Origin of the sequence: Streptomyces humicola (assembly GCF_024436035.1) — a bacterium.
Taxonomy (GTDB): domain Bacteria; phylum Actinomycetota; class Actinomycetes; order Streptomycetales; family Streptomycetaceae; genus Streptantibioticus_B; species Streptantibioticus_B humicola.
This window is the reverse complement of record NZ_JANFNG010000013.1, coordinates 131,079-150,415: the sequence shown is the minus strand read 5'-3', so window position 1 is coordinate 150,415 and position 19,337 is coordinate 131,079. Positions and strand designations below refer to the sequence as shown.

The window sequence follows — 19,337 nt, the reverse complement described above, 5'->3', positions numbered from 1 at the left end:
GAGCAGGCCAGCCGCCCGCTCCGCGATCTTCTTCATCGAGTGGGCTTGATCCGATTTGACAGACTCCTGGGACCATGGCTTTGGCTTCCGAGCGACGGAGGTATGGTCTCCGTCTCACATACCCACAGTCCGGGTCTCCCGGGGATTCACCGTTGCAGCCGAGCCCAGAGCAAGGCCGAGCCCCACCTCCGTCGAGATCCCCAACCGCGGGCAGCTGCCGTGCACGTGGACCCCACTGTCCCCTCCTATTGGGGCTCCAGCGGCGTCAGCAACGGACCCCAACGGATCAATACGGCACTCTACGGAGCTCCCGTCGTGGGAGTGCCCCGTCTGCGGCCACCAGTCAAGGGGTTTTGCCCGCCATTGACATGGCAAAGAGGAAGATCACCAGCCTTTCTGCACGGCCGACTTCGCGCGTGACCTGCGGCTACTGTCCTCGGCCCACGGTGATGGCGATCACGTCCGGCAGGGACAGGGGTGTCGCATGGGAGGCGTCGATCGCCGCTCCCACCGTCAAAACCATCAAGGGCTCCTTTGGCCTCTCGATGCACTGAGCATCCATCCCGATCGGGTGCCCCCAGCGCCGACCGGTTGACGACGGCGCCCTACGGCGCAGTACCACCGCATACGGCGCCCAAGGTCGACCGGATCGGGTGACGGATAAATCGGACCGGGTTGACGCGTCTGCGAGTGGGAGCACGAGGGCTCCCAGTTCGCTCCCACCCGGCTCCCATCCCAGAACCGACAAAGGCCGCTCCCGCTACCCGCGGAAACGGCCTTCGACCTGCGAAAACGCTGGTCGGGACGACAGGATTTGAACCTGCGACCCCTTGACCCCCAGCCGGGCGGCAATTCTCCCCTTGTGCTCCAATTTGATACTTCCGCAGCTCTGAGCCGCCGTCAAGCCCCTCTTGGGCGCTATACACCGACGCAGTCAAGTGCCCACAGCACGGAGAGATACGGGCGCCCCATCGCCCAGCCCGCTGGTCCCCCACCCTGGCTCTTCGATCCCGGAGGGGCGGGTGGCCGTCCGGGTTCAGCCGGATGCGTCCGGGCGTCTATCCGGCATGCATGTGCCCCGGATGCACTTATTAGCGCTCGTTTGCCGCCGGGGCTGCGGGCACCACTGCGCCCCATCCGAAAGCGAGGATGCCCATGCCAACTATCCGTGACGGACTTCACACCGCAGCTCCTGAGAGCGACGAAGTCACCCTGGTGCGCCCCTACGCGCTGACTCGAGGACGTACCCAGCCCAGGCTGCCGCTCCCCTCGGGGACCTTGATCCACACCGTGGGTGGTCAGCCGCCCAATACGGGGCTAGTGCCCGAGTTGTTGGATATCGTGGAGTTGTGCCGAACCCCACGTGGCATCACCGAGATCGCAACCACACTTGGCATCCCCCTCGGTGTCGCGGCGGTGCTGGTCTGCGACTTGGCGGACTCGGGGATCGTCACGTTCATCCGTCCACCCCTCATCTTCAGCCAGCGCCCGATCGAAGCCGCCCTCATTCGTCTCTTGTTCGACCTCCTCGACTCTGAAGGCCCGAGGGACTGACCTCGCCGTGATCCCTACCGTCGTCACCGACCCGCCTTTCTTCGCTGCTCTGCGGTGCGCAATCATTCCCCCCATCTCGCCAGCTGGCACTGGGACATGACCTTCGCCGAGCCGATACCATGTCGCGGCAGGGTTGAGGTTGTGGAAGGTTGATTGGGTCAATGCAGGACCACCCGGGCGAAGCACCGAGTCGGCCGACTCCCTCCCGCGCATGCTCGGCTGCAGACTATGTCCGGGAACTGAGGACGCTGAAGGTCTGGGCTGGTGACCCTTCCCTTCTTGAGCTGCGGCGGCGGACCGGCATTCCCACAAGTACACTCAGCGATGCGCTGAAGCTCGGTCGATGCTCTCTGCCGTCCCTCGAACTCATCCGGTCTCTAGCACGCGCTTGCGGTGTGCAGGCCGAAGGTTTGAAGGAGTGGGAGGATGCCTGGAGAAGACTTCGACAGGTCAGGGAACAGCAAACAGCGCTCACCTCAGGCCACGTTCATGAGGCGCTCCCATCGCGTAGTACGAGCACAGAGCCGCGTGGTGGAGTTGCGATCCCACGTCAGCTTCCGCCGGACGTACACGGGTTCACCGGCAGACGAGGTCACCTCATGGCCCTCGACGCCGCTGTCGGGTGCACGAAGCCAGCCGAGGCTCCGATCGCAATCGTCAGCGGTACTGCCGGCGTTGGTAAGACTTCGCTCGCGGTGCACTGGGCTCATCGCGCCGCGGGTGCCTACCCGGACGGTCAGCTCTATATCAACCTCCGTGGTCACTCACTGGATCCTGCCCTGAGCACTACGCAGGCGTTGGCGTTGTTGCTGCAGTCCTTGGGGGTGCCTAGCGGTAGCGTCCCGGTCGACGAGCAGGTCCAAATAGGCCTGTATCGGTCGCTTCTTTCGCAGCGCCGCATTCTCGTCCTGCTCGACAACGCCTCTGATGTGAACCAGGTTCGTCCCCTGTTGCCGGGCACTCCCCAAAATCAGGCCGTGATCACCAGCCGGGACAGCCTGGACAGCCTGGTGGTCCGGGAAGGCGCCCATCGCATAGCCCTGACAGAAATGGATCCCAGCGAATCCGTCCATCTACTGCGCACCGTCCTTGGAGCTTCACGGATCGACGCGGAGCCAGACGCCGCACAGGCCTTGGCCGACCTGTGCGCCGGCCTGCCGCTGGCCCTGCGCATCGTCGCCGCACAGCTGAGCGCTCATCCCGACAGGACGATCGCGGAACACGTCTGCGATCTACGCGATTCCGACCTACTGGACGAACTGCAAGTCCATGGAGATCCGGAAACAGCCGTCGCGGCGGCCATGGAGCTGTCGTACCGGACACTGCCCGAAGATGCGCTGCGCATGTTCCGGCTGTTGGCCCTGGTCCCAGGACCAACTGTCTCAAGGGACGCCGCTGCTGTCCTGGCTGACGTCACCCCCCGCGCCGCCTCTCGAAGCCTCACCCGTTTAACGAGAGCCCACCTTCTGGAGGAATATCGCCTCCATCGGTATCGGCGGCACGATCTGCTGTCCCTCTTCGCGCGCCGACTCGTCGACGAAATCGAGAACGATCACGACCAAACCGCCGCCACCGGACGTCTCTACGCCTGGTACCTGCAGACGGCCGATGCAGCTACGGGACTGATCACGCCGTCCGTATCTCACCATGAGCGAAAAGGCTGCCCGACCCTCGCTTCCCCCACCCATCTGCGAGCCAGCGCCGAAGCGGCAGCCTGGCTGGAGCAGGAGCGAGCAAACCTGATCGCCGCCGTCCACCGGGCAGCAGACGCCGGACACCCAAACATGGCATGGCACCTTGTCGACGCCCTTCGCGGACACTTCTAAATGCTGCGCAGCGATGTGGATTGGGTGGATAGTGCACGCACGGCACTCCAACTAGCAGAAAAGCACGGCGATCTCATCGGCGTCGCGGCAATGTACAGCTCACTCGCGATAGCAGCCAACTGTCGAGGAGACCTCAGAGGATCCGCCAAGGACTTCCGACACGCCCTGAAGCTCTACGAGGAGATCGATGACCTCAACGGTCAATCGCAGTCACTCGTAGGCCTGGGGGACGCCATACACAAAACCGGGAGCCTGCCGGACGCCGCCTCTCTCTTTCAGCGTTCACTCAAGCTGCACCCGGAGCCCATCCGCTATCACGTCATCCCCGTGCTCGACCTGGCGGCAGTCCACCGCGACATGGGCGACCTGCCCACAGCTCACCGCTTCGCAGCCACATCGGTCGACTTGGCCCACCGCTTCGACGTCGGGGCTCGAGTCTCCACCGCCTTGACAACTCTGGGATCGATCGAGTGCCTCATCGGACAATGCCCTGAGGCACTGGCCCACCACCAGACCGCCCTCGAAATCTCGCGTCAATTAGCCGACATCCGGGGAGAGATCGATGCAATGTGCGGCCTCGCCGTAGCACTGAGCCACCTCGGACAACACCAGGACGCAACCGAAGAGGCGAACAGGGTCTGGCTCAAGCTGCAAGACGGCGCCCCGCGGGGCTATGAAGAGCGCGCCCTGACCTCCATCACCGAAGTCCTGCTGTCTGCCGGAGACATCCAGGGCGCGGCACGCCTCGCCACCGAGGCTTTCGACATTCACCGATCGGAAGGACACCTGCTCGCCGAAACCAGGACGCTCCTCCTGTTGGGCAAGGCACAACTCAAGAACGGCGACCAGGCGGCCGCGCAGGCTCACTTCCGACGCGGCCTCGAGATCGCGCAGCGCATCCAGGCAGCCGAAACCAAGGAGCTGGCCCTTCTCATAGCGGACGAACAGTAGACCCGCCGACGCTCGATGAAGTACATGGCGCGGCCCAGGGCTCCCACTGACACGGCCGCCGAGACACACGAGCCCTGCGGCACACCTGATCGCCGCGGACGTGCCGCGCTCGACGCACGGCCAAGGGTAGCCGGTTTCATCCGGAGTCGTGCGGACCAATAGCCGTATACCAACTCGTCCAGCTTCGCCTTAATCGGAACATTAACTCGCCGGCGAACACACGCAAAACCACCAACGGGCTCTTGGTCACAAGGATTCCAGGTATTGGTCCAGCTCGCTCATGTTCTGCCTCGCCCACGTGGGGTGTTGTGCGAAGGCAGCAGAGTTGAGGATCCTGTCGCGGGCGTCGTCCAGACCATGGGTGTCTGGGCCGAGCAATTCTCGGGTGATGATAATGGCACCGCGTAGCGGAATGCCATCTTCGGCCATCCTGGCCAACACGGTTTCAAGAGCTCCAGCTGCCGTGGTGAGAGTGGGGCGGTACTTCTCGGTGCTGGGTGAAAGCCAGCTCGCCAGCAGGGCGTAGGTGTCCCGGCCGTTCTCGGGGACGCCCGCCGCAGCGAAGGTGGGAGCCAGGGCGGTCACGAGCCGCTGCTGATAGTCCCGGTAACTGCCGGTGATGTGGGGGTACTCGCGGAGGAACTCCCCCCACTCGGCCTCCAGGTCCAGCTCCAGGAGGTGGTGTGTGTGGAGGGGGTGCACGCAGTGGTAGGGGTCCACTTGGCTCAGTACGTCGCGCAGCATGCTGTAGCGCAGCAGATAGCGCTCGGCCAGCAGCGCTGCGTCATACAGGTCCTTGCCCTGCGGCCACATGTCGGTGACCAGCCACTGAAGTTTCCAGGCCAGTGACAGCTCGGGGGTTACTGCCAGCAAGTGTGCGGCGTCGCGGCCGTCACGGGTGGGAATGCGCGTGGGTTCTGGCGGCACCGGTAGATGCTCGTTGAAGACGAGGTCGAGCTGGACGACCCCGCCCGCCACGTGGTCGGTCCTCCAGGGCAGGATCAGACGGCGGCCGGGAACCCGGTCATAGGTCCAGATCTCGTCGCTGGCCGCCTCCTCGGGCACGAATCGTAGCCCACTCGCTCCTTGCGCACACGTCCGCTCATGTACAGCAGAAGTGAGCTGTTCGAACATCGACTTGGTGCGCGGGTCGTCAAGTTTCCACGAGGCCGGGACAACGATGAAGTCGAGGTCGCCCGGCTCGCGCGCGACCGGTCCACACCAGCCTGCAAGGAGCACGCTGCCGCGCAGCACCAGTGAATCGGCCCACGGCGATGCGGCGACCGCAGCGATGACGACATCCAGCGCATTGCGCCGGGCCACACGCCATGCCGTCTGCTTGTCAGGGTCGTCGTAGCGGGGGTCGGCTGCTCGGAACGCCCGCTGGTGCTGCTTCAACGAAGGGTCGAATACGCCAGGTTGGACTGCCTCCGGGTCACTGATCGGGCGCAGTGTCGCCGGAAAGCCGAGGCGTTCGCGCTGGTTCTCCTCCAATGGCAGCTGCGGCAGGTACTCGCTGTAGTGCGAGAAGCGCTCCCACGACTCGCTCATCTTTCGTCCCCCTTCTCGATCCATCCGGCATCCACGTCCGGGGCATTGTCGTAGAGCACGAACTCCCTCTCGACGGCGGGGATCTCCCAGCCACTGGAGCGCAGGTCCGTCAGCAGCAGTTCCAGATGCCGTCCCGCTGTGCGAGCTCCGACGCCGTGGCATCGCTGGGTGACAAAGCGCTCTTGCCGCCCCTCCAAACGTATTCGGCGCGCGTTCCAGGAAAGATGTGCCCCGTGCGCCACGGCGACAGCGGTAAGAGCTTGGCGGTCGAAGCCCGCGTCCAGCAACAGTTTGACGTGGTGCTCGAAGTACCGATCCGGAGCCTGGCCACGTACTGACGCGTCGTCCTGCGGCGCTTGCGGCGACCACGGCGTGGTCTCGATCTTCACTCGCACCGGCTCGAACCCCGCGACCCGCAGCCGCGCCATCAACACCTCAGCGGCGGCATGCTGGGCGGCGAGCCCGCCCTCGGCACGCAGCGTCAGCATCGGCTGGGAGATCATCCTGCCACGCGCGAGTACGATCCGGGTCAGCTTCAGCCCAGCCGTCTCGGCCCACCTCTGCAGCCGGGCCACCTCGTCGCCCTCGCAGCGAACGGTCACATGCGTCTCGTACTCCTCGCCACCCCGGCCGCCGGGTACGGGTATGGTCGCCGCCGTCATCATGTGCTGATCATCTCAATCGATCGCACGGCGGCGCACAAGGCCAGCATGCCAGCACATCCACCGCCAAGTACCCGAAGCAGCAGATACTGGACCCGTCCCGCCCGGCCGCCTGGCCTGGGATAGCGGACGCTCCCACGGCCCTGGCTCTTCCTCCTCGGGCATTGGCATGATGCCCGATGATGACCGACCAATCCGAACCCGCGCTCGATCCTTTTCCCTTCGACCACCGCACGGCCGCGCGCGATAGCGTGCTCGGCCTAGCGGTTGGTGACGCCTTCGGCGCCCAGCACTTCGTGCCCGAAAACCTGCCCGCCCTTGCGAAACGGCAACTGCCCCCCGCACCCTGGCCATGGACCGATGACACCGAGATGGCCTGCTCGATATTCGCTGTGCTGCGCTCGCGCGGCACGGTCGACCAGTGGGAGCTGGCTCACTCCTTCGCCCATCGGCACGACTTCGACCGCGGCTACGGTGCGGCGATGAACCGGCTGCTACGGCTCGTGCGCGAAGGAGGCTCGTGGGGGAAGCTCGCCGCCGGGCTCTTCGACGGACAAGGCTCCTGGGGAAACGGAGCGGCCATGCGCGTCGCCCCGCTGGGCGCGTGGTTCGCCGTGGACCCGCGCGAGGCCGCCTGGCAAGCGGCACGCTCGGCCGAGGTCACACACGCCCACCCGGAGGCGGTGGCGGGAGCTGTCGCCGTCGCAGTAGCGGCAGCCCATGCCGCGCGCAGCCGCGGGCAGCACCTCACACCACAAGACCTTCTCTCATCTGTACTGGAGTTGACACCAGCGAGCACGGTGCGCGAAGGAGTGGCCGAAGCTCAGGCCCTGCTCGACCACCCGCATGTGCAGCTGGCCGCACACCGCCTGGGCAACGGGCGCCAGGTCAGCGCCATGGACACGGTGCCGTTCACCTTGTGGTGCGCGGCCCGGCACCTGGACGACTTCGAAGCCGCCTTGTGGGCGACCGCCTCCGCGGGTGGCGATGTCGATACCACCTGCGCGATCGTCGGCGGGATCCTCGCCGCCCGGCTGGGCAGGCACGGCATCCCCCACAGATGGCTGGAGGCGACAGAATCGCTGCCCAAATGGCTGGAGGCAGACCGGCCCGGCAACGACCTGAACCGTCACAACATCGGGAAGACGCAGCCGATCAAGCACCCCAAGGCGATCCCCGTGCCTCAGCTGACATGGACGCCCGGCCAGTGGCAGCGCATCCGACTCGGCATCGCATCCCAGGCCATGGAGGAGAAGTGGAACGTCTACCTCGACGGCGACCGCATGTTCTGGCACCGCAGTTGGACCGGCCACTGCATTTTCGAGGTCGCGGTCGAGCAGACGGCACACGGCTGGCGACCGACAGGAGCATGGGTGGAGTCCGATCGCGGCACATACCAGCGCGGCACCAACGAAGCCGAAAGCCTCTTCCTGCACATCCTCCTGGACCAGTACTTCGCAAAGGGCGAGCGGACGGATCTGCGTGAACGCCACCAACGCCTCAGCTTCGAGGCCTGATTCCTTGGATCACCAGCACTCCATACACGATCACGCTGCTCAGGCGCACGGCAGTTGGATCCCAGCGATGCCGCAGCCTCCTAATGGGACTCATCGGGTCGTGAGTGAGACTCGGTGAGTGGCCGCCAGCAGGTGAGCACTATCGCCTCCGGAGCCGTCCGAGCTCTGAGGTCAGACCGTGCCCCTGCTGGTCGGCCGGGAGGCCGGACTGCTGATGGGATGGCGTGCCCGCCGGGCTGATCGGCGTGAGCACTGGATCCATTAGGGCGCGAGCTGTGTCTTCCGCAGGCCACGCGAACGCTGCCATGTCGAGAGGTTGGAGAAGCGGGTGCTGTTCGTCGGCGACGACTGGGCCGAAGATCACCATGATGTCGAGGTCCAGGACGACTCGGGCCGCAGGCTCGGGGCCGCCCGGCTGCCGGAGGGCGTCGAAGGCGTCGCGAAGCTGCATGCCCTCATCGCCCGGCACGGCGGTGAGGACCTGGAACCGGAACAGGTAGTGGTCGGGATCGAGACCGACCGTGGCCCATGGGTACAGGCCCTGCTCGCGGCCGGCTACCAGGTCTACGCCGTCAACCCGAGGCAGGCCGCCCGGTTCAAGGAACGGTACGGCTCCTCCGGCGCGAAGAGCGACAAGGGCGACGCGCACGCGCTGGCCGACATGGTCCGCATCGACCGCGCCCAGCTGCGGCCGATCGCCGGTGACAGCGAGCAGGCCCAGGCCGTCAAGGTCGTCGCCCGCGCCCACCAGACGCTGATCTGGGAGCGCACCCGTACCTTTCAGCGGTTGCGCAGCATGCTGCGCGAGTACTTCCCCGGCGCGCTCACCGCCTACGCGGGACTGGAGTTGACCAGCACGGATGCCATGGAACTGCTGGTCAAGGCACCCACGCCCGAGCGGGCAGCGAAGCTGACAAAGCAGCAGATCACCGTGGTCCTTGCCCGGCACCGGCGCCGCAACCGAGACCAGAAAGCCGCCGCCATCCAGACCGCGCTGCGCGACCACCAGCTCGACGTCGCGGCCCCGGTCGCCGACGCCTACGCGGCCGCCGCAACCGCACACGCCCGGCTACTGATCGCTCTGAACGAGCAGATAGACGCTCTGCAAGGGCAGGTGAAGGCCCATTTTCTGGCGCACCCGGACGCTGAGATCTACCTGTCGATGCCCGGCATCGGCGAGATCACCGGCGCCCGGGTGCTGGCCGAGTTCGGCGACGACCCCACCCGCTACGCGTCCGCGAAAGCCCGCAAGAACTACGCCGGCACCAGCCCCATCACCCGGGCCTCCGGCAAGAGCCACACCGTCCAGGCCCGCTTCGTCCGCAACAACCGGCTCGCCGACGCCCTCCAACGACAGGCGTTCTGCGCACTACAGAACTCGCACGGAGCCCGCCGCTACTACGACAAGCAGCGCGCCCGCGACTTGGACTACAACCCTGCCCTGCGGCAGCTGGGCAACCGACTCGTCGGCATCCTCCACGGATGCCTCAAGACCCGCACCCTCTACAGCGAGGCCACTGCGTGGGCACACCACGCCAACCTCGCCGCAGCTTGACACCCAACGTCATGGGACGTCTGACCCCACGCCGCTCCGGAACGCTGAACGGGCGGTGCCTCGTTGTGAACATGCACATCATCTCGGGCACCCGCGAGGCCTGAGCGCGTGTAGCTTTATTGCGAGCGTCCGCCGGATGCGCGCCACTCGGGTGCCTCGGCTTCCTCGCGGAACTGCAGCAGGTGCTGGCCGGCGAAGCGCTGGAGCGCCTCGCGGACCTCGGCGGGTCGGACGTAGAAGAACTCCCGACGCAGATTGACCCGGTTCACCCGTCGGTCGTCGAACTCCTGGTGCAAGGTGCGCTCCAGGCCTACCGCGTCTTCGGAGAAGATCAGGGCATGGACATCGAAGCGGAACGGCACTGAGGCGTCGCCCAGCTCATTGACCCGGTCCATGGGCTCGAGTCGACGTGTCAAGCCGATCTTGACGATGCTTTCGCCGAAGGCGCCGATGTTGGAGATGACGTATACGTAGCCCGCGCGGATGTTGGCTTCGCGTGCGTCGACCGCTGCCATCGCCGCCTCCAGCTCGGCAAGCTGCTGTTCCAATTGCGCCACCTCGGCCTCATCGACCGCCCCGCCTTCAGACGCGGCGCGCAACCGCTGCAGTGCGCTGCGGTAATGGGCCTGCTCCTTGGCCAGACGGGCACGTTCGCGCTCGATCTCGCGTTGCAGCTTTTCTTCCTCGCGCTGGCGCTCGCGCAGCTCGCGTCGGCGTTCCTTCTCCTCTTCCTGCTTGGCCAGGTAATCAGCGGTGAGCTCCAGTTCGCGTACCCGTAGCCGGTGATAGGACTCGCTGATGCGGATCTGCATGGTGGCTCCGAGCCGAGCCACCGTCGCCCGGGACTTGTCCAGCCGGTCCACCAGCGAGGCCAGCCGGTGGGGCCGCATCGATCGGACCGCGTAATCGGCCTCGGCGTTATACGCACGCAGCATCAACTTGGAGAAATCCCGGACCATCTTGCGGCCCTCCGTCGCCGAACCGTTGACCTGCCAGTTCGTGATCGAGTGCACGGCATCCCCGTTGCGGGCCTGCACCTTGATCTGGTCCTTGAGCTCATCCAGTCGGCCCTTGTAGGCAACGGCGTCCTCGAGCGGGGTGCCGGTAGGCGTAGACCCCCACCTCCTGCAGCATCGCGGTCTCCTCGGTCCTCACGATGCGCCGCTCGCCCTGTACCACCTCGGCTTGCACCTGCGTCAGACGCTCCTGCGCCGCCTGCACACGAGCCATGACCTCGTCCAGCTCGGCGAGCTTGCCGTCCAGCTGGGCCTGCAGCGCCAGCATCGCGCGCTCGGCCTTCTCCGCCAGAGCCGCATCCGCCCGCGCAGCTTCCTCCTCCCGTTCCCCCACGAGAGCCTCACGCTGACGCTCCAGCTCAGATATCTCAGCCCGCAGCCGCTCCACCTCGGCCGCCCGTTGCGCAATATCCATCCCGCGGACACGCTCAAGCTCCTCCTGCAGCACCCCCATGCGAGCCCGCGCCTCTTGCAGCGCCGACTCCAGATGAACGCGCCCGGCATCCTGCTCCGCCAACCGGCGCTTCGCGGCATCCAGATCGCCGGAAAGAGTGTTCACTTGAGTGCGTAGCTGCTCGATCTCCGCCTCGGCTTGCCTGCGACGTTTCCCGAATACCCCAGACGACGAACCGGATCTCTCCGAGGACGACTCCCAAGCCCCCGCAGGGACAGCAGACTGCTTGGGCACCGGAGGTACGGCCTCAGCGGGTGCCGTGGACCACTGGGGCCGCAGTGATGGTGCAAACTGCGTGGGAGCCACCGCCCACTGCGGTGTAGACGACGCAGGCCCGTCCGGATACTGCGGCACCGTCGGCGCGTGGCCGTACGCACCGTGCGGCAACACATCATGGACATCATCTGACCCATCCTCCGCAACCCACAACTGCCACCCCGCAGGCGGGGCGGGCCACGAGGGATCAGGCATCCAGCCCGGCGGCGGCGTCCATCCGGACGGCGGTTGCGGCCACGACGGAGGCGGGTTGAATCGGAATACCACAGCCAGACCCCCAGTAAGGCCAAGACGCAGACGAACCCCACACCGGCGCCACCAAGCCACGCCGTACCTGGCAGTTGCCTTCACCCAGGCGGTAAGGGCTACACGGAGTATTTCAGCCCGGAAGACTCAAAAGGTAGTCTCCGTTGAAAATCGCCACCATCAACTCTTCAACCATCGGGCATGCCCGCCGTCAGGTCCGCACTCCCAGACCGCCTCACCGAAGCGCCCTCCCGTGACTTGATCACCAAGGACTAACTGTCCTTGAGGCCTCGACAAGGGAACACCGCAGGTAGGGCAAGTAAGTTTCGGTGTGTGGTCGCGTAGTGAGTGCAGCGGCGGACACTGAGCGTGTCGGCCCCCCTCCGTCTTGGAGGCGATCACCATGCGCTCTCCCACCGACCGCGGTCGCGTCTACCGCCGCTGCGGCTGCCGCGACAACCACCACCGCCAGCTCGGCACCCGCTGCCCGGCCCTGGCAGCCGATCCCGACCACGGCACCTGGACCTTCGCCGTCGACCTGCCCTCCCCCGCCGGACAGCGCACCACCATCCGCCGCGGCGGCTTCCCCAGCCGCCACACCGCACGCACCGCGCTACGCCGGCTGCTCGAAGGTGAGGCCGGCGGATTCAACGCCGACCCGAACCAGACCGTCGCCGACTACCTCACCGCATGGCTAGCAGCGAAGGCGCTCACGATCAAGCCCACCACCTGTGCGCGCTACCGCGATTACGTCACCAAGGACCTCATCCCGGCGCTCGGCAGCCTCAAACTCGACGAACTCGGCCACCGCCACATCGCCGGCTTCGTCCATGCCCAACTCACTGCTGGCCGCGGCCGGGTAACCCTCCACCGGTGCCTGGCCACCCTCTCCAGCGCGCTCGGCGACGCCGTCCGACAACACCGCCTCCCCCACAACCCGGCACGCCCCGCCGTCCTCCCCCGGCCACCAACTCCCGAACGCCGCATCTGGACACCGCAAGAAGCAGCCCGCTTCCTGCGCCACTGCCACCAGCACGATCCCCTCTTGGCCGACCTGTGCGAACTCCTCATCGGCACCGGCATGCGCAAAGGCGAAGCACTCGGACTCCACTGGGCAGACGTCCACCTCAAAGAAAAAAGTTCTCTACGTCCGCTACACCCTCTCCGCCGTTGACAACAACCACCTCGTCCTCACCCCGCCCAAGACGCGCTCCAGCAAAAACTGGGTCGCCATCTCCCCACGCGTCGCCGCAGCCCTCACACGCCACGCCGCGCGTACGCCACCTCCAGTCGGCAGCGGCACACCCATCCAGCCGGACGGTCCCTACGCCGACCTGGTCTTCTGCCGGCCCGATGGGCGTCCACTGCGCCCCGAGCACGTGCTCCGCCGCTTCCGCCGACTAACGAGCCAAGCAGGCGTCCCCCGCATCAGCCTGCACGACCTGCGCCACCTCGCCGCCACGCTCACCATCAACGCCGGCGTCCCCCTGACGGTGGTCTCCAAGACCCTGCGGCACTCCACCCTGTCCACGACCGCCAACATCTACAGTCACCTGACCACCAAGGCCGCCCGCGACGCCGTCGACGCCATCGACCAAGCCCTCACCCAAGCGGACCCAGACCGCCACCACCTGCACTGGCCCGGCTGGCTGCGACCACACCCCGACCACCTCACCCGGCTGCGCAAGGCGCTCACACCCGCCTACTCCCCCGCACCGGCCGCCACTTCACCAAACGCCTCCCAGCCCCGCCGCACCAGCGCGACCACACTGCGACCACCACCGCCAGGACAGCGAAGAGGCCGCCTTCCCGAACTCGAGAAAACGGCCTCCGACCTGCGAAAACGCTGGTCGGGACGACAGGATTTGAACCTGCGACCCCTTGACCCCCAGGCGCGTGCTGTCCTTCGGGAGGTGCATGTGGGCGGTGCCCAGGCTGGGGCGCCGCTGCGACCGCTATCTCCCCTTGTCTTCCTGCGTCTACCACTGTTGATGTCAGGGGTTGATGTCAGCGCCCGAAGTCTTAGCGGTCACCAGATGAACGGCCACTCTCCACCAGCATGTTAATGGCGATTTCGTGAACCCGGTGATCAAACTGCCAGGTTCCTGATCCACTACCAACGTGGACGGAACCATAGCGACGCTCATCGGAACCTGTATCGGCGCCCTGGGAGGACTCGCGGGGGGAGGACTCTCGATGTTCACTCAGGTGCACCAACAGAGGACGCAGCTCGAAGCGGACGATTGCCGACGCACGGAGGACATGCGCCGCCAGGCTTGTGATGACTTGCTCAGTGCTTCGGCACGCTTTGCTATGGCCTGGTGGCGCGTAGCTGACAAGCTCGACGATGGCGAGGCGAACGAAGACCTTTACCAGGAGACTGCGAAGGAGTGGGTGGAGGTTACCGGCGCCCAGGGGCGCGTCGCGATCGCCGGTCCGGGACCTCTGGCGACGACTGGGATTGCCCTGTTTCAGCAGCTCAAAGCCCTTGATGAAGCAGGCACGGCATGGTATTGGCGCTGCCGTGAGGAAGATCGACACGGCCTGGACAAATGTGCGGCGCAATTTCGAGAGGCAATACAAGCTGTTGCGATGCACGCTTTCGCCACTGCCGCACGCGAGGCTCTGGGGAACGACTGACCGAGCCTCACCTGTTCACACGCATTAGGAAGGCTCAGTGTCCGGGGCCTCGTGCAGGTGATCGAGCACCTGCACGACATCCATGGACGAGTCTTTGAGGCTCTCCCACCGGCTCATGACCGCGGCCGACGCGTTGGCGAGGTCAGATGGCAGGCCAGCCTCTCGGAGGGCGCGCGCCACCTCGTGCATCTCAGGGGCCCAACGCCATGCCCGCGCAGCTACCTTCGGGAAGTACGCAGTTTCGGCGAGGTAACTGGACACGCGTCCCCGCGCGATGTCGAGCAATTCGGTCTCTACGCCGTAGTCCCGGGCCAGCGCGTACGAGACTGCCGCGAGAACGCGGCTCGTCTTCTGGTAACTGCCGTACGACATCTTGAGCGCTGAGGCCTGCCCGATATCACCCGGCAATAGGTGAGCTTGTACGGCGCTTCCGGCGAAGAGCTGCGCCACGGGAGGCAATGCCTCGGATGCCCCTGAGAGATAGAGCCGCGTGCTCTTGGACGCCGACGGGGGCGAACCGATGACGGAGCCGTCGACCACCGTCGCTCCGGACGCCCGCATGATGGCGTTGATGTTCACCATGGTGGCCGGCGAGACGGCGTTCGCGTCCACGTAGGTCCCTGTGTAGGCGTGCGCCGCGATCGATCGAGCGACGTCCTCGGCGACGGCCGGCGGGCACAGGCTCAGGATAAAGTCTGCTCGCTCGGTCATTTCGTCGACATGGATCACTGGGGTGAGCCCGTAGCGCTCGGCGCGTTCCTTAGTCGAAGCGCTGCGCCCGTCGGGGCACCACAGAACCTCTGCTCCGTGATGTTTCGCCTGAGCGCCGACGGCCGCACCCATGCTCCCAGGGTGCACGATCCCGAGGGTGGTCATCCGATCAGCTCCCTGATGTTTCGGCGCTCGGCAGTCGCGCGGGATTCAAGTACATCGCTGATGGCCTGAGCCGACTCGGCAGGGCTGAGATGGTCGGTCCGGATGGCCAGCGTCCACGGTTCGTCGGCGTGGGCCAGCAGGTCTTCCCGCGTCTCGTGCCAGACCTTCAGTCGCGCTTCCACGTCCTTGTCGCCGCGACCGACGGACCGTTTCTCTGTAACCTCAAGCGAACACCAGAGCAGAACTCTGGCCCAGTGGAGGGGGAACTCGGCGACCGCGCTCGCTCCGGCTACCTGGCCCATGTGCAGCACAGGAATCCGTCCGTCGTCGACCAGAGCGGCGACGCCGTGTCTGTCGATCGCGTACTCGGCGTTGTACCGGGCGTTGCGGTAGAGCAGCTCTCCGGCGCGCGACAGCTCCTCAATGTGCTCGGCAGTCGTGAGCCGGTATCCGGTCGTCCGGCCGGGACCGGCCTTGAGCCGCTGAAAAAGCATGAACTCCGGGCAGAGAAGCGTCAGTTCGGCAGTGATGGTGTCCTTGCCCGACCCCGGAGGGCCGTACAAGATCACGCCAGATCCAGTCACAGGCCACCTCCGCTCAGAACGTCGCGCGCTTCGTCGACGAGCGCAACAGCCGCGCCAAGACGGTTGTCCACGACGAAATGCGGTCCCTGCGGCCGCATATCCAGGTTAAGCGTTGAGAGATACTCTTCCCACGCCTCCATCTTCCATGCGTCGCGCGCAGCTCCTCGGAACTCAATGTACTCACGCATGGAATCAGAGTCGCATTCGACCCATATCGTCGCGACGGATACCCGCTTGGAGCGGCAGCGGTTGTGGAAGCGCTGCATCCATTCAGCTTGCGAGAATTCCGAGACGAACGGCGCGTCGAGGATTGTAGAGATTCCGCAGTCCACGTTGTCCCATGCCGCTTCCATCAAGCAACGGTATTCCAACGGGCGAACTTTCTCGCGGTAGAGTTCCGAACTCCTGTCGTGAGCCTCGCCGCCGAGGGCGATGAGCAGTTGGTCCACCAAGGGGCGGGTCAGTGAGTCCTTGTCGAGGATGGGCCAGCCTGTGAGGCTACCCAGAAACTTGGCGAACTCCGACTTTCCAGAACCGGCAAACCCTCCCACGAGCACGACAGAAGGGCCATCGATGTTGCCGCCCGTTGAGCGTCGGGTCCACGCATCGATGACACGATTGCGCAGCGCCTCTATGTCTACATCTGCTGTGCCTTCGCGGATGCTGCTGAGCGCCTGGCGTACGGCGTGCGGCTGATCGGGGAGCTTTCGCTCAGCGGAAGCGGGCGCCAGCGCGGACTCCACAGGGGCATCCTCTCCGGGCAGTGCTCGACGAAAGCCAAGTTGGGCTTCATTGCGACGATAGAGACGGCAGTACCCCCGCCGGTAATGCGGACCGGGGTATACCGTTCCCTTCTCGTGTCCCCAGATCGTCTGGAAGTTCGCGGCGATGTTGAGGCCATGCCGATCCGCGATATCGCGAAGCTTCTCCCCCGCCTCTTCCAGGGTCAGCCCTATTTCTTCCCTGTGCATGCGAAGAAGGTCAGGCTTCCAGTCCGGATGCTGTCGAGCCATCTGCCCCTCCTAGACAGCTAGTCGGAGCCGCGAGTGTAGCGGTCCGAGTAGTCCCATGGGAAATAGTGATAGCGGACGTGTAAGCGGATGTGTAAAACCGCTGAGACTTAATCAGGTAGCAGGATGTGATACAGGTTCTCCGCTCGTAGTAGTGAACTGGAGCACATCCGAACCGAGGAGGTGCCCATGTACGGGAACCCGAGACCGCGCCCCATACCTGCGACCGCCGCGCCGTCAATGACCTTCGAGCTTGGCTACGCGCTCGCGGAGCGACCCGACTTCGCGTCGAAGCTCCTCGATCTCCCGGCGCAGCTCATCCAGCCCGTCGGCTTGGCCGGCACGCTTAGCGGCGTCGGCCGTAAGGAAGGCACCCTTGCCCTGATGGCTCACCGCGAGCCCCTCGGCTTTCAGCGCGCGAATCGCTTCACGGGCAACCGTGCTGGTGACGCCATACCCGCGCTCAAGCTCGGCCAAGGAAGGCAGCTTGCCGGTCTCGGCGTACTCACCAGCCGCGATACGCCGCCTGAGATCATCGGCAACCTGCTGGTAGGCAGGCCTGCCACTCCACTCGATCATGAACACCCCAAGCTCCGTCTCTATCTCTGCCCCATAGTGCCCAAGCGGCAGAGATAGAACCACTCCCCCTCCCTCACTGTTCCGCAGGGAGACTTGACTAGCTCTGCCACATAGTCCACTCTGTGACAGAGTCGCAGAGCCCGCCAGAGCCACTCGTCAGTCGACGGGTGGACGGAGCGCGGCTCCCGGTGTGGCGACACCGGGAGCCGCTGTAAGGGCCGTTCCATCCGAAGGGAGCACGACCCATGCGTTACATCGCTGCTGTTCAGGAGCCTGTTACCGGCTCCGACGACCGAGAACCCACCGCCGCGGAGCTGGATGCGATCGAGCGGGAGATGCCCGTGATCCTGGCGGAGGTTGAGCTGCTGGACGCGCAGATCATGACGATCGACCGTCCGGCCTGCGAGCTGGACGCCCGCCGGATCCGCCGGGCACGCCGCAAGGTCCTCGCTGCACGGCGTGAGCTGACCAACCGTGCCGCATCGGTGTCGGGGGTGGGGGCATGAGGCCGATCACCCACACCGAACGCGCCCTGTTGCTGCTGGCCCGCCTGCGCGTGGGGCTGGCCGTGGCCGGCGTCGCATGGCTGCTGGGCTACTCGCCCTCGATCGACGGCCGGATCACGGTCGGTGTCCTGGTGGTCGCGGTGCTGGTGCTCGATGCCGCCGCGGGCGCGGTACACGAGCCGGTCACGATCAGCTTCGGCCGGCGCCCGCCAGGAGGTGCCCGATGAACCGCAAGGGCAAAATCCTGCTGGTCCTGGCACTGGTCGTCGTGGTCGGTATGGCGTTTCGGGTCTCGTGGAACGCGCTGCGGGATGTGGCCAAGGCCATCGGCGCGGACGCCACGGCCGCCATGCTCTACCCGTTCGTGGTCGACGGTCTGATGGCGCTCGCACTGGTCGCCACCCTCGTCCTCACCGGCAAGGCGAAGACCTTCGCACTGCGGGTACTGGCCACCTATGCACTCGCGTCGTTGGTGTTGAACTACGTGCACGGCCTGGTGCCGCAGCTGCACGACCGGGCGGTCGACTGGAGTCGACTGGCCGACTGGGGACCGGCGAACTGGGCACTGGTGCTGCTGGCCACGTCGCTACCGGTCGGGTCGATCTACTTCGGCTCCGATCTGGTCGCCAAGGTCCTCCACCACCAACCCGACCACGACACGAACCAGGAGAAAACATCTGAGGTCACCGTAAATCGGTCTACCTCTGACCTGGACAAGTCGACCCCGCAGCACGCCCCGAGGGTCTTCGAGGTGACGGCCGATCAATCGGCCGACCATGCACCGGTGCTGGAGTCGATCGAGGCGACGCCCGCGCCTTCTGTTGCGGCGGTTGCTGCGATTGCGCACCGGCCGCGCAGGACGACCGGTCGGGTACCTGAGTCGGCCCGCAGCCCTCGCCCGGCGCGCACACCGGAGCAGCTGCTGGAAGAGGCGCGGTCGGCGACGGCGGGATGGTCGGTGGAGGAGTTGACCGCTGAGGCGATCCGTAAAGCGGTGCGGACCTCGCCTGCCAAGGCTCGCGTGCTACGCGAGACGCTGCGTGCCGAACGCACCACCGGCGAGGGTGAGGCGGCGTGATGCGGCTGACGCTCGCGGACTGCTTCGACCCGGACGGGACGCGGTTCGGCACCCCGACCTTCCCGTGGGCTCTGGCGCCGGACGGATACGCCACGCGCCGGCAGCTGCGGGCGCTGGGTCTGCGGCCCGGTGGTCAGCCGGTCCAAGCCCAGCTGCTGCGTCCCCGGCGGCGTCGTGAGCCGTTGACCGCCTACCTGTACACGATCGCGGACGCGCGGCCGGTCCGCCCCATGACATCAGGGCGTGCGGTGGCGCTCGCCAAGGCGATGCGGGCCCGCCGGATCTGCCCCGCCTGCCGTATCGACGCCGGTTACTGCATCCCGCGCTCGCGTGGGATGTGCGGCCGGTGCCTGCACATCGAGGAACAGCGCACCGCTTGACCACCCCACCCGCGGTGACCCGGACGCGAATTGCTTTGGCCGGCAGGCGTCCGGGCCCCGCTTCCCTCCCGAAGGA

At 66.0% G+C, this 19,337-nt stretch carries 20 protein-coding genes; 12 read left to right on the top strand and 8 right to left on the bottom strand.

Annotated elements, in window-relative coordinates; translation table 11 throughout:
- Positions 1–1,149: 1,149 nt before the first annotated feature.
- The 3 genes from NGB36_RS18340 to NGB36_RS18330 all read left to right on the top strand — a co-directional run bounded on the left by NGB36_RS18340 (position 1,150) and on the right by NGB36_RS18330 (position 4,331).
- The gene (locus NGB36_RS18340; RefSeq protein ID WP_308288876.1) at positions 1,150–1,554 is read left to right on the top strand and encodes a DUF742 domain-containing protein; all 405 of its coding nucleotides are present in this window, start codon (positions 1,150–1,152) and stop codon (positions 1,552–1,554) included.
- Positions 1,555–2,153: 599 nt separating this feature from the next.
- A complete protein-coding gene (locus tag NGB36_RS18335) occupies positions 2,154–3,380 on the top strand; it encodes an NB-ARC domain-containing protein (protein WP_255921392.1) in 1,227 nt (408 codons plus the stop codon).
- A complete protein-coding gene (locus NGB36_RS18330; RefSeq protein WP_255921391.1) occupies positions 3,381–4,331 on the top strand; it encodes a tetratricopeptide repeat protein in 951 nt (316 codons plus the stop codon).
- A gap of 246 nt (positions 4,332–4,577) precedes the next feature.
- Here the strand turns inward: NGB36_RS18330 and NGB36_RS18325 are convergent, their stop codons facing one another.
- Both NGB36_RS18325 and NGB36_RS18320 read right to left on the bottom strand, forming a co-directional pair.
- Positions 4,578–5,882: a nucleotidyl transferase AbiEii/AbiGii toxin family protein gene (locus tag NGB36_RS18325; protein ID WP_255921390.1), complete on the bottom strand. Its 1,305-nt coding sequence runs from the start codon at positions 5,880–5,882 to the stop codon at positions 4,578–4,580.
- Positions 5,879–6,547, bottom strand: coding sequence for a hypothetical protein (locus NGB36_RS18320; RefSeq protein ID WP_308288874.1), 669 nt, complete (start codon positions 6,545–6,547; stop codon positions 5,879–5,881). The genes NGB36_RS18325 and NGB36_RS18320 overlap by 4 nt, the downstream gene beginning before the upstream one ends.
- 179 nt (positions 6,548–6,726) lie before the next feature.
- Between NGB36_RS18320 and NGB36_RS18315 the strand changes: the two genes are divergently transcribed.
- Both NGB36_RS18315 and NGB36_RS18310 read left to right on the top strand, forming a co-directional pair.
- Complete coding sequence (locus NGB36_RS18315; RefSeq protein ID WP_308288873.1) at positions 6,727–8,061, top strand: ADP-ribosylglycohydrolase family protein; 1,335 nt, start codon at positions 6,727–6,729, stop codon at positions 8,059–8,061.
- 328 nt (positions 8,062–8,389) lie between these two features.
- The gene (locus tag NGB36_RS18310; protein ID WP_255921403.1) at positions 8,390–9,616 is read left to right on the top strand and encodes an IS110 family RNA-guided transposase; all 1,227 of its coding nucleotides are present in this window, start codon (positions 8,390–8,392) and stop codon (positions 9,614–9,616) included.
- 116 nt (positions 9,617–9,732) lie between these two features.
- On the opposite strand, the gene NGB36_RS18305 is transcribed toward NGB36_RS18310, so the two are convergent.
- Together NGB36_RS18305 and NGB36_RS18300 are read right to left on the bottom strand one after the other, a co-directional pair.
- On the bottom strand, positions 9,733–10,653 hold the full coding sequence (locus NGB36_RS18305) for an SNIPE associated domain-containing protein (RefSeq protein ID WP_255921389.1): 921 nt from the start codon (positions 10,651–10,653) through the stop codon (positions 9,733–9,735).
- 19 nt (positions 10,654–10,672) lie between these two features.
- The gene (locus NGB36_RS18300) at positions 10,673–11,191 is read right to left on the bottom strand and encodes a hypothetical protein (protein WP_255921388.1); all 519 of its coding nucleotides are present in this window, start codon (positions 11,189–11,191) and stop codon (positions 10,673–10,675) included.
- Positions 11,192–12,011: 820 nt separating this feature from the next.
- On the opposite strand from NGB36_RS18300, the gene NGB36_RS18295 reads away from it, so the two are divergent.
- The 3 genes from NGB36_RS18295 (at position 12,012) to NGB36_RS18290 (ending at position 14,248) form a co-directional block, all read left to right on the top strand.
- The gene (locus tag NGB36_RS18295) at positions 12,012–12,782 is read left to right on the top strand and encodes a tyrosine-type recombinase/integrase (RefSeq protein WP_255921387.1); all 771 of its coding nucleotides are present in this window, start codon (positions 12,012–12,014) and stop codon (positions 12,780–12,782) included.
- A gap of 58 nt (positions 12,783–12,840) precedes the next feature.
- The gene (locus tag NGB36_RS33825) at positions 12,841–13,674 is read left to right on the top strand and encodes a tyrosine-type recombinase/integrase (RefSeq protein WP_372509473.1); all 834 of its coding nucleotides are present in this window, start codon (positions 12,841–12,843) and stop codon (positions 13,672–13,674) included.
- A gap of 130 nt (positions 13,675–13,804) precedes the next feature.
- Positions 13,805–14,248 carry a hypothetical protein gene (locus NGB36_RS18290; RefSeq protein WP_255921386.1) on the top strand — a complete coding sequence of 148 codons (444 nt, stop codon included), beginning with the start codon at positions 13,805–13,807 and terminating at the stop codon, positions 14,246–14,248.
- A gap of 24 nt (positions 14,249–14,272) precedes the next feature.
- Here the strand turns inward: NGB36_RS18290 and NGB36_RS18285 are convergent, their stop codons facing one another.
- From NGB36_RS18285 to NGB36_RS18270, 4 genes are all read right to left on the bottom strand, one after another.
- Positions 14,273–15,124, bottom strand: a complete 852-nt coding sequence (locus NGB36_RS18285; RefSeq protein WP_255921385.1) for an NAD(P)-dependent oxidoreductase — start codon at positions 15,122–15,124, stop codon at positions 14,273–14,275.
- Entirely contained in the window at positions 15,121–15,693 is a 573-nt protein-coding gene (locus tag NGB36_RS18280) for a phosphotransferase-like protein (RefSeq protein WP_255921384.1), read from the bottom strand. The genes NGB36_RS18285 and NGB36_RS18280 overlap by 4 nt, the downstream gene beginning before the upstream one ends.
- Before the next feature lie 11 nt (positions 15,694–15,704).
- Complete coding sequence (locus NGB36_RS18275; RefSeq protein ID WP_255921383.1) at positions 15,705–16,721, bottom strand: P-loop nucleotide/nucleoside kinase family protein; 1,017 nt, start codon at positions 16,719–16,721, stop codon at positions 15,705–15,707.
- A gap of 234 nt (positions 16,722–16,955) precedes the next feature.
- Positions 16,956–17,297 (bottom strand): winged helix-turn-helix domain-containing protein, encoded by a 342-nt coding sequence (locus NGB36_RS18270; RefSeq protein WP_255921402.1) that lies wholly within the window; start codon positions 17,295–17,297, stop codon positions 16,956–16,958.
- Positions 17,298–17,542: 245 nt separating this feature from the next.
- On the opposite strand from NGB36_RS18270, the gene NGB36_RS18265 reads away from it, so the two are divergent.
- The 4 genes from NGB36_RS18265 to NGB36_RS18250 are packed head-to-tail and all read left to right on the top strand — an operon-like array spanning position 17,543 to position 19,261.
- The gene (locus NGB36_RS18265; RefSeq protein WP_255921382.1) at positions 17,543–17,803 is read left to right on the top strand and encodes a DUF6284 family protein; all 261 of its coding nucleotides are present in this window, start codon (positions 17,543–17,545) and stop codon (positions 17,801–17,803) included.
- On the top strand, positions 17,800–18,030 hold the full coding sequence (locus tag NGB36_RS18260; protein WP_255921381.1) for a hypothetical protein: 231 nt from the start codon (positions 17,800–17,802) through the stop codon (positions 18,028–18,030). The genes NGB36_RS18265 and NGB36_RS18260 overlap by 4 nt, the downstream gene beginning before the upstream one ends.
- Positions 18,027–18,881 carry a DUF2637 domain-containing protein gene (locus tag NGB36_RS18255; protein WP_255921380.1) on the top strand — a complete coding sequence of 285 codons (855 nt, stop codon included), beginning with the start codon at positions 18,027–18,029 and terminating at the stop codon, positions 18,879–18,881. The genes NGB36_RS18260 and NGB36_RS18255 overlap by 4 nt, the downstream gene beginning before the upstream one ends.
- Positions 18,881–19,261: an RRQRL motif-containing zinc-binding protein gene (locus NGB36_RS18250; RefSeq protein ID WP_255921401.1), complete on the top strand. Its 381-nt coding sequence runs from the start codon at positions 18,881–18,883 to the stop codon at positions 19,259–19,261. Before NGB36_RS18255 ends, NGB36_RS18250 begins: the two co-directional genes overlap by 1 nt.
- Positions 19,262–19,337 lie beyond the last annotated feature (76 nt).